Here is a 13,775-nt window from a genome sequence, read left to right on the forward strand (position 1 = left end):
ATAGTCAAAACTTCGCGGCTTCATGCAAAACGCATGGGATCAAATGCACCGATGTCGGTGTTGACTGGTTGGCCCGCGACAAGACCTGCGACGATCCTTCCCGTTTTCGGGGCACCGGTCAATCCAATGTGGTGATGGCCAAAAGCGGTAAACACCCCGGTTTCTCGCACCTCTCCAATCAGAGGCAAGCTGTCCGAGGGGGCCGGACGATGTCCAAGCCAGGGCACCTCTGCCTTGTATGTCAGGTTTGGAAAGGCCGCCTTGGCCTTACGACGCAGCAGGTTCAGGGCTGCGTCATTGGGGCCTGCGTCCAATCCGCCGAACTCGACCACTCCGGCGCAGCGCAAGCCCGCAGCCATTGGCGTTGCCACAAATTTCCCGCTGGCAACCATGATGGGATGGGACGGGCCACTTTCGGCGTCTTCGAATATGATGTGATAGCCACGCTCGGTCTCAAGTGGAATGTCCAAGCCCAGTTTCTGCATCAATGGCTTCGACCAAACACCTGTCGCTATTATTAGCTGATCGCAAGGATGCGGTCCTGCCGATGTCAAAACAGCGGACACCTTATCGTCCGTCGTCTCGACATCCTTGATCTCGGCCTGCTGAATTGTACCGCCCGCAGATTGGAACACGTCTGCCAGAGCTTTTACATATCCACCGGGGTCCCGGACATAGCCATGATCGGCCATCGTTGCCAACAAACCGACCGAGGGCGCAAGGTTTGGCTCAAAATCTCGCAGCGCACTTCCTTCGCGAATGATCGGTTCAAATCCCGCATCCCGGCGCAGACCCCAAGTGTAGCTGTCCGCCTCGAAGGCCGCCCGGTCGGCATAGGCAAAGGAATAATCACTCTCCTGCACCCAATCCGAGGCGGTTGTACCCGCGACCAGAGACTTGTGTTGCTCGACACTGTCGGCGACGATTGTGGTCAACCCGCTGGATATGCGGCGGGTGTCGCTGTCATTTGCGGTGCCCAGATACTTGATCAGCCATGGCAGCAATTTCGGAAAGTATCCCCAGCGCATAAACAGCGGAAAGTCCGGGTTCATCAGCATCTTAGGCGCTTTTCGCACCAATCCCGGTGCCGTCACCGGCGCAACCGAACAGGCGGCGATCACGCCTGCATTGCCATGAGACGTGCCCTCGCCCGGCGGAAGCCGATCTATGATCGTCACGTCTGCATCAGAAAAGCGGCGTAGCCAGATACCTGTCGATACGCCGACAATTCCCGCACCTGCTATGATGATCCGTTTTGGAATGGTCTCGCCCTCTTTCTGTATACAGATCAATGCACAGTATTGCCTTCAAAGCAAGCCTTGCGTATTTTAGCTGCAAATCTCAGGGAAAACGGTTGTGACACTCGCAGTTTCCAATACCGAAGACACAGTCAGCACAGTTTATGCGCAGCTGCGATCCATGGCCGCCTCTTTTGCGTTCAAACCGGGCGAGCGGATCAACGAATCCGCACTGTCCCGCGACCTTGGAGCCAGCCGCACCCCCTTGCGCGAGGCTTTGAACAGGCTGGTGGCCGAAGGGTTCGTCGATTTTCATGCCGGGCGTGGATTTTTCTGCCGGGCCCTGACCGATGAGCGGATTACCCATCTGTACCAGGCGCGCATGGCCATAGAGTGTGAAACAGCACGCCAAGCAGCACTACGCGCCGAGTCCGACGCCCTAGACGACATCAACGCCTCGCTGGACAGTACAGCAGACGAATATGCCACGTGCTCGGATCCCTTGCGGTTGTTGGAGCTGGACGAGGCGTTTCATATGAGCCTTGCGCGATTGGCGGATAATCCCGAACTGACGCGGCTGCTGACAACGATTTATGACAAGATCCGATTTGTGCGCGCGGCAGACCTGCGCAGCTTGCAGGCCGCTGGGCGGACCACAACCGAAAGGCATCGCATCATACTGGATCTGGTCCGGAATGGGGACGCAGAGGGCGCAGCGAAAGCGATGCGCCAACATATCGAAAACCGTGCGCAGCATGCGTCAGCCGCCGTGCGCCTTGCCTTCGCAGATCTTTATGCCCCGCAGGATACACCCTGATGACAACATTTGGCGGTAAAACCGTATACGGAGCATCGGTCGGCATCCTGATGCTAAACACCCGATTTCCCCGCATTCCGGGCGATATCGGCAACGCCGGCACCTGGCCCTTCCCGGTGCAATACAAGATTGTCTCACCGGCCACGCCAGACAATGTGGTCCGCGGCGATGCAACTCCTCTATTGGGTGCATTCGTGGAGGCCGGACAAGAACTGGTGGATATGGGCTGCGATGGCATTGCCACAAATTGCGGCTTCCTCGTCCCGTTCCAGACTGAACTTTCGCGCGCGCTTGGGGTGCCTGTTGCATCATCCTCGCTGCTTCAGGCCCCGCTGATCCGTCAATCCCTGCCCGCCGATCAGGAGCTGGGTATCCTGACGATCTCGTCCGAAACGTTGACCACCGCCCATCTTGATGCCGCCGGCATCCCCGAGGGAACTCCGGTCGCCGGCACGGGTGCCGGGTCTCATTTCACCACGCACGTGTTGGGCGATGCTGCAGAGATCGACTTTGAACAGGCGCGCATGGACAATGTTCGCGCAGCCCAAAAGCTGGTCTCGGACCACCCCAATATCGGCGCGATCCTTCTTGAATGCACCAATATGGTCCCCTACGCCGCCGATATCCGCCGGGCGACGGGGCGTCCCGTTTTTTCCATCTACACCTACCTGCTTTGGTTCCAGTCTGGCTTGCTGCCACGGCGGTTCCCACCGCATCTTGACGATATCCCGCAGGACCAGCCATGAGCGACCATCGCATCATCGACCTGCGTGTCCATTGCGTTCACATCCCGGCGCAGGCCGTCCACTCCCACGGTTCGGGCGATGTGGGCGGTATAAACGCAGCCCTGTGCGAATTAACCACAGATAACGGCCTGACCGGATGGGGTGAGGCTTCACCCTGGCCCGTCTTTACTGGCACGCTAGAGGCCGCCGCCGCCGCGCTGCATGTGCATCTGCGACCGCACGTCGTTGGTCAGGATCCATGCCAAGTAGAGCCGACCATGACGCAGGCGGATCGCGTGCTGGTTGGTCATCCCGAAGCCAAAGCCGCTCTTGAGTCGGCGCTCCTGGACCTGACCGGTCAGATCACCGGGTTGCCTATTGCCGAATTGGTCGGCGGTAGGCATCGCGGGGAAATACCGTTGAGCTTTTCGGTTGCGAATCCCGATTTCGGGGCCGACCTCGAAGATATTGCCCGCTTGTGGGGCGATGGGGTGCGCCTGTTCAAACTCAAGACCGGGTTCGCCGATCATGCTTTCGACCTCATGCGGCTGGAACACCTGCGTAACACATATGGCGAGGCAATACGCCTGCGGATCGACTATAATCAGGGGCTTCTGGCCTATGACGCCATCCGCCATATTCGCGACCTTGAAGCCTTCCGCCCGGATTTCGTCGAACAGCCGGTCCGGATGCATGAACGCGAAGCGTTGGCCCAGATCACACGCGCCGTCGATGTCCCCATCATGGCGGACGAGGCCGTGTTCAACGTGCATCAGGCGCTTCAGGGCGCCGGTGATCGCATTGCAAACATCTTTTCTTTGAAGACCGCCAAATCAGGCGGCATCCGGCGCTGTATCGAGATCGCCGCGATCGCCCGCGCGGCGGGGATTGATGTCTACGGAGGCTGCATGTTCGAAACCTCGATCGCACACATGGCAGGCGCCCATCTTATGGCGGCCATCCCCGACCTGACGCTGGGGTGTGAGTTCTACATGTCCACTTACTATGCCCAGGCCGACATTGCGCAGTCGCCCTTCCCCGTCCGGAACGGTCATGTGCAGGTTCCCAAAACGCCGGGGCTGGGCATCGCCCCGGACCCCGACATGTTGGGGCGGTATCGCACCCAGCTTTTGAAGGACACATGATGGCCGAATTAATACGAATGAACGGCGCGCAGGCTTTGTTGCGGATGCTTGAGCTGCACGATGTGACCCATGTGTTCGGCTTGCCCGGCGAGACAACCATTGGTTGGTACAAGGAATGGCGCGCCAATTCGGACATTGAATTCATCCTCACCCGCGACGAACGCACAGCCTCATACGCGGCCGAAGCCTATGCCAAGATCACCGGCAAACCCGCCGTGCTCGAAGCACCAAGCCCCGGCGTCACCCATTGCAGCCCCGGCATCACCGAAGCGTTTCTCAGCTCGGTGCCGGTGATTTTCTTCTCGTCCGATATCCCGATCAATCAGGACAAAAGGCACGGGCTGACCGGGGTCGATCAAACAGCACTGTACGATAGCATCTGCAAGGAATCCTTCACGGTCACGAACGTCCGAGAAATTCCGTTTCTGCTGCGCCGAGCGTTTCGCGTCGCGACCTCGGGCCGCCCTGCCCCTGTTCATATCCGCATCCCGATCAACATCTTCGGTGAAGAGGCCGACCTGAACGACCTTTATGCCGAACCGGAATACGCAGCCTATCCGGCGCACCGGCCCGTGGCCGATCACGGCAAGTTGCGGGGCGCCATCGACGCGTTGCTTTCGGCCAAGAAACCCGCGATTGTCTGCGGCCAGGGTGGGCTGATCTCGAAGGCAGGTGACGTCATTTTGGAACTGGCCGAGCTTCTGCAAATTCCGGTCGGCACGACCACACCTGGCAAGGGTACTATACCCGAAGATCACCCCCTGGCCTTACGGGTCATCGGTGCGCGTGGTGGTATGGAGTATTCCAACCAATATGTGCACGACGCCGATCTGATCTTTTTCATCGGGTCCAACACCGACAGCGCCGCGACCGATCATTGGAAACTGTATGGCGACCCACAGAACAAGACCTTTCTGCATCTCGACATCGCCGAGGCCCATATCGGCAATAACTTCCCGGTCAAGATAGGCCTTGCCGGTGATGCCCGTGCCAGCCTGGCCTATATGCTGGAAATCCTGAAATCCGAGCATCCGGGCTTGACCCGTCCCCGTATTGATCTGACCCAGACAAAGCGCACTGCGCTAGACAAGGTGTTCAACGCGAATATCCCGATGCCAGAGGGAACGATATCGCCCGTGAAGCTGTCGCAAGTGTTGGACAGGATCATGCCTGCCGACGCAATCGTCACCTCCGAACCCGGCGTCAGCGCTATTTACCCTTCTGCCCTGCTGACCTTCCGAGAGGCCGGCCGTCGCTATATCACCAATTATTCGATGGGCGCGTTGGGCTATGCCATTCCTGCGGGTCTTGGCGCGTCTTACGCCACCGAAGGTCCTATCATCTCACTAACGGGGGATGGGTCGATCGGGTTTGTTCTGGGAGACATGGAAACCATAAAGCGGTCAGGCAAGAATGTGACCATCATCCTGAACCGCAACGACAGTTTCGGTTGGATCCGCGGCGAGGCCATCTTGCTGGATGACGTCGACGCACCCTGGACAACCGATTTCGGCGCCGTGGACTATCTGAAAGTGGCTGAAGGCTTCGGCTTTGAGACTGCCCGCATCACATCCGAAGACGAGATCGAGCCGATCCTGACACAGGCGATATCAAATCCTGGCGCGAATTTTATCGAAATCATGGTCCCAACGCAGGACAAGATCATCCCCTTTGTCCCGAATTGGGTCCGCGTGGCCCGAACGAAAAATCTGCCTCATTTCTATTGATGGCCCGGGACAGCTACAAAAACTGCTCCTTGTGAATCGCCCCAGCCTTCCAGAGGGGCGGCCAGCAGATCATCCTCGAGAAGGTGTTGTCAATTCCACGGCAGGCCCACAAGCTGCATGTCGGAAGGTAGCCCATGCGTCATTGCACAGCGCCGGACACAAAGAGGCCAAGTTTCTGATCTAAGTGAAGATTAAGGCCATTCTGGCCACTGGTGCATTGTTGCGACAAAACTGTTCTATGAGTTAGGTTATCTGGCATGACATCCTTACAGAGTGACCTGATACAAGCCATCTACGACACCGTTGTCGCCCCCGAGGGCTGGCAGGACGTGTTGGACCGGGTGGCTGAGGCGGTGGACGCACGCGGCTGCATCATGTTCGACCTCGTCGAAGATCCTTATGGGAAACAACAGCTTGTCGCCCCTTTCATGTCGTCGCGATATGATCCGGCGGCAGTCGCGGGCTATGCCGAGGCATTCGCCAAATGGGAAATTGAAGACCAACGGCTTTTTGCTCGTCATTCCTCGATGGGTGACCATATAGACGTCATTGGTGAGGAAGTATTGGCCGAAACGCCCGAGGCCGTCGCCCGCCGTCCCAATGCTCAGGCAATGGCCGAATTCGGCATCATGCATCGTGGCGGCGCGTTGCTCAGCCGTGACCAACCGATGCGCGATCGGTTTTCCGTCCAGTTTTCGCGCCGCCACGGCCCATTGGGACAATCGGACAGAGCAATTTTATCAACCCTTCTGCCCCATATGGCAAAGGCCTGCGAATTGGCGCGACCCGTTCGACAATTAAGGTTGAGGTCTCAGGTTCTGGTTGACGCAATCGACCAGTTGAGGATCGGGATTTGTCTGGTACGCGCGAATGGAACGGTGCTGGTCCACAATCAGGAGTTTCGGCGCCAGCTGGAAGAGGTCCGGCTATTCCGCGTGACGCCCGAAGGCCGGTTGGAACCCCAGGCCGAAAAACACGGCGACTGGTTTCGTCGCATGACCCGTTCCGCAGGAAAACATGGCCGATTTGGTGCCCGACCCCGGAAAGAAGCCTTGGCTGCCGAAGATGAAACCGGACCTGTTCTGGCGGTTGAGATCGTGCCGCTTGCGTCGGATCGTGTTCTTGGCGAGCCTATTGAAAATACATTCATGGTTTGCAGTCTCGATACAAGCAGCGGCTTGGAACTCAACCAAGAGATGATCGGCAAAGTACTTAAGCTGACCCCGTCGGAAAGCGCTTTGGTTACGCTTCTGGCTGAGGGCATGACAAACCGCCAGATCGCTGAACGCCGAGACCGTTCTACTGACACCGTCAATGCACAGGTTAAGACGCTCCTGTCTAAGACGAGTTGCTCTAACAGAACACAGCTTATACGGCGCGTTTCCAGTATTGGCGGGCAATTTTTGACCAGCCGTTAACCCATTTGGGCGATGCGCCCGATAGAAATTAGCGGCCAAATGAATTGGACTAGGTTGGAGGAGCAATTACCATGTCTATTTCACTAGTTAATTATTTTCAGGGACCAATACTAACCGCTGTGAGTGTAACGGTTGCTACTTCTCTGGCTTCTCCGACCTGGTCACAATCAACTCTGCCGAAAATCGCAACATCGTGCTCACAAGGGGATGCGATGTGCCTTGATCAGGGCTGGAGTGATGAGCGCCGCCAATGGTGGTACACGACATCGCAGGGATCTCGCCTGTTGCCGCTGGACTGGGCCTTGGCGCTAAAGTCGGCAAGTGGCGAAGATGAACTGTACAGCTCGGAAAGCCTTGGCGCATTCGGGTACCTCCCCAACCCGTATTCGCAGGACAACCCGTATGGATTGCCAGTCGGCTTTGCCGTGGACCATGACTCATCTGAAGATGCCGACCTGATGTGCGACCGTTTTCCAACAATGTGTAGCGCTGGCACAATGCGCGCACCTTGGGTTGGAATGAACTGTTCGGCCTGTCACACGACGGAAATCACCTTTGACGGGCAGCGCGTTCGCGTTGAAGGCGCGCCCACGCTGGCGCGGTTCGACGATCTGGTCAACAGCACGCAGAGCGCGCTTGAAGCGACGATTGCCGACCCAGATCGGATGCATGAATTCGCGCGCTTGGTGCTGCACGGCCCGGTGAATGACCAGACCAAAGCCGGTCTGGCAACTCAGTTGCAGGAACAAATCGACTGGATGGCGGCGCTACACGACATCAATCATTCCGATGTCACAGCCGGGCCCGGCCGTTTGGATGCCCAGGGTCACATCCTGACAAAAGTGTCGATGGTCATCGGCGCAGAGACGCCGTCAAATGCGTTCTCTGCCGATGCACCGGCCAGCTATCCGTTTATCTGGAACACACATCAGCAAGCCAAGTTGCAATGGAATGGAATTGCCGAAGCCAGTGAGCCGATCCAGGTTTGGGGACGTGACACCGAGCTGACAGCACTTGTCAGGAACGTTTCCGAGGTTATTGGCGTGTTTGCTCATATTGAGGCCGATGACGGCTGGGCGATACGCGGCTATGACAGCAGCGTGCGCGTGCGCAACATGGTTGGATTGGAACGCCTGTTGTCGCAGATGACATCCCCCGTTTGGCCCCAGGACGTGCTTGGTGAGATTGATGCGCCCTTGGCGGCAAGGGGCAAAGACCTGTTCGAGGCTAATTGTAGGGGTTGTCATGCGCATCTCGATCCCACAGATCTGGAATCGTCCGCGCAGATCGAGATGTTTGGCCTTGATGAGGCGGGGACAGATGTTTTCCTAGCTTGCAATACCTATCTTCGCACAACCGACGCAGGGAACACTGCCGGGCAACGCAGCATTCCTCTGAAGGGCGAGTGGATCGAAGAAACGGACGCGATCCACAAGATGCTGACCAATGCCGCCAGCGGGGCCATTGTCGGCAAGCTGGGTGAACTGGCCGATGCGGTATTTTCGCAGGTTGAACCAGAGGATGGGCGGGTCGGTTTCAGCGGCACGGGTGACAGTCCAATCTTGCCCGGTGTTGCGGACGAGGAAAAACGAGCCCAGGCAAAGGAATGTCTGAACACTGATCACCAGCTACTGGCTTACAAGGCGCGCCCTCTCAACGGGATTTGGGCCACTGCCCCCTATCTGCACAACGGATCGGTTCCCACACTTTATGATTTGCTTTTGCCTGCCGTGGCCCGCAACGTCGGTGAAGAGGTGACCGTCGCCGGTCCAGTACGCCCGGAAGAATTCGGTATCGGCTCTCGCGAGTTCGATCCCGTTAAGGTAGGCTATGTCAGTGATGTGCAAAATGCACCCTGGGTGTATCGCGTGCGCGATTCCGCCGGAAATATTATTCCGGGAAATTCAAACGCCGGTCACGATTACAACAATTCTGATCTGACCGACGACGAACGTTGGGCTATCGTGGAATATCTCAAAGGGCTGTAGGTGCCCATGAAGCTCCACGATCCTGACCAAGATCAAGGGAGAGATGGCATGTTGCATAGAATAACTCGCGCGTGTTCATTGGGACTTGTTCTAAGCGCAGTAGCGACCTGTGCTCTGGCCGAGATGCAAGACCAAGAAGTCTTCTGGACTGCACCAGCGGCAACCGGAGTTGAAGCTCAGCGCGCGCAGGAAGACCTTTATCTGAATCTGTTCAACACGGGCCGGCTTCGCTTCAAGTTGGTCCCCATGGGGGACCATAAGCGTCTTGAAGACGTGATGCGGGATCAGGGTGCTTGGGTCGGACCGATGACTGAGCCGGTAGCCGCGATGCTTTGCGCGGTCAACGGATCAGGTTGCAATCTGACCACGGCGCCAGTTGCCCAGGCACAGATAACCGACCACGGTGCGCATGTAGCCGGAATAGTAGGCGTCGGTCAGAACTGGACAGTCGGGAAGAACGATCTTGTCTGGATTCCCGATGTTGAAATCGTGCAGGTTTCGACCCCTGCCCCGGCCGAAAATGACGCTCGAGTCGAGATCAGGGGATTAAACGTCCAAAACCGGTGCCTGAGTGCAGATTATTGCGTCAATGACTACCAGCCCGATATACCTGGTTGGAATGTCAAAGGTCGCCTGCGCGAAGTCGTGGTGGCCACCCGCGACGCCGAAGGTCAGGGGCGCGCTCTGAAACTGATACCAGAGTTGAACGCACGTATTGAGCTGAGCGAAGACCCGTTACCCGACTACCAGTCAATCAAGTCTCAGAACAGCCTGCCCTACGATTTCCGCGACCCCTCTTTTCTGAAACTGGATGCTGGAATTGGGGCGGGCATTGTCGGTACCTTCTCAATCGAATCCCAAAGCACAACGTCGGATTCAAACGTCCACGCCCTGAGCGGCTACCAGCGTGAGCCGCTATCTGAGCACAGCCAAAAACTGTTTGATCATTTCTGCAACACGCAGCTGCACGGTAGCTGCCCGGATTTGTCCGACAAAAACCTGGACGGCCTTGTTATCGGTGTGATGGATCAGACACCGGAACATCGCCATTGCGATCTTGATATCAATGCCAAGGTTCTGGTCGACAACGAATTCGTTCCAACGCAAGCCTCCGGAGAAGCAGACGATGATGCGGCATCAACTGACACAGCCGTCGGGTGCGATACCATGCGACTGGCCGGGCAGGTGCAGGGCATTGACCACGGAACTCATGTCCTAGGCATCATTGCAGCACCCCAAAACCAACGGGGCATAAGTGGGCTGCTGGGTGGGTTTGAGGACCTTTCTTATCTTCTCATACCGTTCAGTGAAACCGATGGCGTGCTCATCGACGAAGCCAAGGCACGCCAATTGGCCGATGCAATCGACAGTGCCGGATCCCTAAACGTCAGCGTCATCAATCTGAGCTTTTCCTACAACCTTAGGAACATATGGCGCGCAGATAAGATTGGGGAAGCGATCAAGAAATGGCACCCCAGCATTCTGTTCGTTGTCGCCGCCGGCAAGGGCGGAAACCTGTTCACAGCGCCACCGGTCTCGTTCGGACAACCAGACGAGCTGCCGCCCTGTCTAAGCCCGCCAGCTTGCTATGCCAGTCACGTCGAGAACATCATCGGCGTGGTTGGATTGGAAGCGGATCAGGACAATCTGAAGTTGCTCCACAATCTAAGCGACCCAACACAGTTTCGAACAAACTACGGGGCTTCTGTTTTTGACATCGGTGCGCCGGCTCGGGATATCCTGTCGACCGTTGGTGTGGATGGATTCGGGCCGCTGTCGGGAACCTCGCAAGCGGCACCGCAAGTGACGGCAGCCGCCGCGCTTTTGAAGAAAATCTCAGGCGCGAACCCGATCCAGGTCCGCCAACGGCTGACCTATACAGCGCGTATGTCGATGGATTCCATCGACAAAATCAACGGCGGTGCCTTGGACGCCACCGCTGCATTGCGCATTGACAAGGACTGGTTGCACATGGCCGACAACTGCAAGGTTGCGGGCGAATTCATCACGCTTGTCCGTGTCCTTGACGGAACGCCGCAAGAGGGCAGTTTCGATATCGTCCCCAACGACCAAGGCCCGTGGAGATATGTTCCGAAATTCGACATGCGCCGCATCCACTGGAATGCCGACGAAAACAAGGGCGTGTTTTTCTTTCGCGACGGACGCAATTTTACACGAATGGTCGCCTCGTACCTGTCTGCGCAAGGAAAGCAACATTTCTTGCGGATGCGAGTCGACCGGGCGTCCGAGGATTGCGCCGACAGCGTCAAGCCAGGTAGTGTGGCAGAGTTTCAATTATCACAAGTCGTAGACTATATTTCTCAGATGGACTGATGAGAGTGCGAGTCGCCTTCATAGCAGCTGTCCTGGGCGTTCTGGGCTACGAAGTCGCCGCCCAACCTTATGTAGGCAGCATAGTTGAAGACATCTCGACACCACTCGCCTTTCCGCCTGATCAAGACGGGCTGACCTGCACAGGGTTGGTGTGGAACTTTCGCGTGGACGCGCCCGTACTTCCGGGCAACATCAAGCAACCCGAAATGAGGGTCCATCTGAACAATTTGGTTTTGCCCGAAAACGACGCGTTTCACATCGAAATCGCAGACACATCGGGCAATGTCGTCGAAACGCTGGATCGGGCCGTTTTGGCGGGTCGCTCTGATATCTGGACCCTTTCAATCTCAAGCATTGCCGCAGAGGTATCGGTATTTGGTTGTGACGCCCTGACAGGGTTGGCTTTCGAGATCGACCAAATTGCATTTCCCTTTGAGGACTTGGAGCTGGAATCCCTTTACGGAACCAGCGATCTGATCGAAACGAACAGCTATACCGGCGCCGACAGCGATCTTGTTACCGAAAGCGCTAGCTCCGTCGCGCGCCTGTCGGTTATCAAAGACCGGACGGAAACCTATTGCACGGCGTTCCGGATAGGTCCTGATTTGGTGCAGACCTCAAGTCATTGCATTTCAGATGAAACGGACTTTTGCGAAACCACTCAGATCTGGTTTGACTATCACAAAAACGAATTTGGCCTACCCATTACTGGCCAAAAGGTCCGATGTCTTGAAATCGTCGACAGTGCCGCCCCCACCCAGGCGGATACGACCATTCTGCGAGTTCATCCCGAGCCGCATGCGACCTACAAAATTGCCAGTTTCACGCCCGATTCACCGCAAGAAGGAGACCCACTGTTTGTGCCGCAACACCCCGGAGGGCTTCCCCAGAAGCTTTCAATCGTCGACTGCGTTCGCCAGGAAGATATGCGCACTCAGGCACATCCCAACGCCTACGGCCACACTTGCGATACACTGCGAGGATCGTCAGGTGCCCCCGTTTTCAATCTGGCCGGAGAAGTCGTTGGCCAACACCGCGCGGGCCACACTAACCCCGAGGTCACAAATTGCCTGAACCTTGCGACACTTCCCCATTTGCTCGACCTGTCCACTGGCGTAACCGGGCAGACCACGACAGCAAGCGCAGAGGCCTGTTGATGCCTAGACCAAACACTCCAACCGACGTATTGCTGTCGCTTGTGCTTGTCGCAGTATGGATTGCCTTTCCCGGCCCAACGGTGGCGCAACCCGTCACCAAAGAAAACCCCAACGCAGATCAGCAAGCGATGGTCGATCACTGGACACGGCAGGCTCTGTCTGACGCAGTGAACGCCGGATTGCCTGTCCCGCAAGCCAACTATGAGGATCTTCTGCTGGCAGAGCCGCATCCGAGAGAAGCGTCTCAGTTGCTCGATGGACGGTTCACTGGCGAGACCGATCAGATCGCTCCGCAGGATGTCAATATCGCAGACCCGAAATCGGTTGCGTCCGTGCAAGAGGAAGCCGCGGGCATTGCCTCGGACGGTGCGTTTTTCTCTAGTTCTCGTCTTGTCCCGATGGATGCCAGGTTTCACTATCCCTACAGATTGAACGGTAAGTTGTACTTCACCAAATTCGACGGCAAGAATGAGGTCTGTTCAGCAGCGGTTCTACGCCCGAGACTGCTCTTGACCGCAGGGCATTGTGTGCATTTCGGGCGCAATAAAAGCTCGGGGTTCTACAAGAATTTCAAATTCGTACCTGCGTATCACGAAGGCCACGCGCCCTATGGTGAATGGTATTGGACCTGGGTTGGCACAACCCAAAGCTGGTCAGGATCCCGTCGAAAATTTCCCAACAGCGCCGATTTCGCAATCATCGAAGTAGCCGATCAGAACGTCAACGGACGGATGATGCGGATCGGTGACATCGTGGGATGGGCGGGGTTTCGTACTTTCGCGCTTTCGCCCAATCACACTAAACAAGTAGGCTACCCGCAGAACCATGACAGCGGTGAGATCATGCATCAGGTCGATAGCGCATGGCATGCCGACGGTCAGGAAGGTGTTTCATTCTATGGGTCAGACATGCGCAATGCGTCTTCCGGCGCTGCCTGGTATGAGAATTTCGGTGTACAGGCGACAGGCCAGGTTGGAGCTCTTTTCGCCAGCCCAAACCGCATCGTAGGAGTGACTTCCTTTGGTTTTGCAGAACAGGGAAAAATGATTCAGGCGAGCTCGCAACTCAACGATGAATTTCTGGACCTGCTATCCGTAGCCTGCCAACGCAAGATCGGAAATTGCTGACGATCCCTTTTCAAAGCCACTCTTGTGACCTGTTGATTTGCGAGTTGCCGATGGAACACCATCATACGGTCCATCATTTCTAACTTGTCATATTTGAGA

Annotated in this window: 10 protein-coding genes; 9 read left to right on the plus strand and 1 reads right to left on the minus strand. The window is 56.7% G+C overall.

What is annotated here, in order from left to right; translation table 11 throughout:
• Window positions 1–20: 20 nt before the first annotated feature.
• A complete protein-coding gene (locus tag GOV79_RS07350; protein WP_170789446.1) occupies window positions 21–1,262 on the minus strand; it encodes an NAD(P)/FAD-dependent oxidoreductase in 1,242 nt (413 codons plus the stop codon).
• A gap of 94 nt (window positions 1,263–1,356) precedes the next feature.
• Between GOV79_RS07350 and GOV79_RS07355 the strand changes: the two genes are divergently transcribed.
• From GOV79_RS07355 to GOV79_RS07395, 9 genes are all read left to right on the plus strand, one after another.
• Window positions 1,357–2,055 (plus strand): GntR family transcriptional regulator, encoded by a 699-nt coding sequence (locus GOV79_RS07355; RefSeq protein ID WP_331252410.1) that lies wholly within the window; start codon window positions 1,357–1,359, stop codon window positions 2,053–2,055.
• Window positions 2,055–2,801, plus strand: coding sequence for an aspartate/glutamate racemase family protein (locus tag GOV79_RS07360; RefSeq protein WP_170789263.1), 747 nt, complete (start codon window positions 2,055–2,057; stop codon window positions 2,799–2,801). The genes GOV79_RS07355 and GOV79_RS07360 overlap by 1 nt, the downstream gene beginning before the upstream one ends.
• Window positions 2,798–3,925 (plus strand): enolase C-terminal domain-like protein, encoded by a 1,128-nt coding sequence (locus tag GOV79_RS07365; protein WP_170789264.1) that lies wholly within the window; start codon window positions 2,798–2,800, stop codon window positions 3,923–3,925. The genes GOV79_RS07360 and GOV79_RS07365 overlap by 4 nt, the downstream gene beginning before the upstream one ends.
• Window positions 3,925–5,652, plus strand: coding sequence for a thiamine pyrophosphate-binding protein (locus GOV79_RS07370; RefSeq protein ID WP_170789265.1), 1,728 nt, complete (start codon window positions 3,925–3,927; stop codon window positions 5,650–5,652). Before GOV79_RS07365 ends, GOV79_RS07370 begins: the two co-directional genes overlap by 1 nt.
• A 257-nt stretch (window positions 5,653–5,909) precedes the next feature.
• The gene (locus GOV79_RS07375; protein WP_170789266.1) at window positions 5,910–7,070 is read left to right on the plus strand and encodes a helix-turn-helix transcriptional regulator; all 1,161 of its coding nucleotides are present in this window, start codon (window positions 5,910–5,912) and stop codon (window positions 7,068–7,070) included.
• A 212-nt stretch (window positions 7,071–7,282) separates the two neighbouring features.
• Entirely contained in the window at window positions 7,283–9,058 is a 1,776-nt protein-coding gene (locus GOV79_RS07380; protein WP_170789267.1) for a di-heme-cytochrome C peroxidase, read from the plus strand.
• A gap of 48 nt (window positions 9,059–9,106) precedes the next feature.
• Window positions 9,107–11,392 carry a S8 family serine peptidase gene (locus GOV79_RS07385; RefSeq protein ID WP_170789268.1) on the plus strand — a complete coding sequence of 762 codons (2,286 nt, stop codon included), beginning with the start codon at window positions 9,107–9,109 and terminating at the stop codon, window positions 11,390–11,392.
• Window positions 11,392–12,549 (plus strand): trypsin-like serine peptidase, encoded by a 1,158-nt coding sequence (locus GOV79_RS07390; RefSeq protein ID WP_170789269.1) that lies wholly within the window; start codon window positions 11,392–11,394, stop codon window positions 12,547–12,549. The genes GOV79_RS07385 and GOV79_RS07390 overlap by 1 nt, the downstream gene beginning before the upstream one ends.
• Window positions 12,549–13,676 (plus strand): trypsin-like serine peptidase, encoded by a 1,128-nt coding sequence (locus tag GOV79_RS07395; RefSeq protein WP_170789270.1) that lies wholly within the window; start codon window positions 12,549–12,551, stop codon window positions 13,674–13,676. Before GOV79_RS07390 ends, GOV79_RS07395 begins: the two co-directional genes overlap by 1 nt.
• Window positions 13,677–13,775 lie beyond the last annotated feature (99 nt).

It is taken from the genome of Ruegeria lacuscaerulensis (genome assembly GCF_013034745.1).
Lineage (GTDB): Bacteria > Pseudomonadota > Alphaproteobacteria > Rhodobacterales > Rhodobacteraceae > Ruegeria > Ruegeria lacuscaerulensis_B.

What these genes read in the sequence shown, in the direction of transcription:
- GOV79_RS07360 (WP_170789263.1), top strand. Translation starts at nt 2,055, where the DNA reads ATGACAACATTTGGCGGTAAAACCGTATACGGAGCATCGGTCGGCATC.
- GOV79_RS07365 (WP_170789264.1), top strand. Translation starts at nt 2,798, where the DNA reads ATGAGCGACCATCGCATCATCGACCTGCGTGTCCATTGCGTTCACATC.
- GOV79_RS07370 (WP_170789265.1), top strand. Translation starts at nt 3,925, where the DNA reads ATGGCCGAATTAATACGAATGAACGGCGCGCAGGCTTTGTTGCGGATG.
- GOV79_RS07375 (WP_170789266.1), top strand. Translation starts at nt 5,910, where the DNA reads ATGACATCCTTACAGAGTGACCTGATACAAGCCATCTACGACACCGTT.
- GOV79_RS07380 (WP_170789267.1), top strand. Translation starts at nt 7,283, where the DNA reads ATGTGCCTTGATCAGGGCTGGAGTGATGAGCGCCGCCAATGGTGGTAC.
- GOV79_RS07385 (WP_170789268.1), top strand. Translation starts at nt 9,107, where the DNA reads ATGTTGCATAGAATAACTCGCGCGTGTTCATTGGGACTTGTTCTAAGC.
- GOV79_RS07390 (WP_170789269.1), top strand. Translation starts at nt 11,392, where the DNA reads ATGAGAGTGCGAGTCGCCTTCATAGCAGCTGTCCTGGGCGTTCTGGGC.
- GOV79_RS07395 (WP_170789270.1), top strand. Translation starts at nt 12,549, where the DNA reads ATGCCTAGACCAAACACTCCAACCGACGTATTGCTGTCGCTTGTGCTT.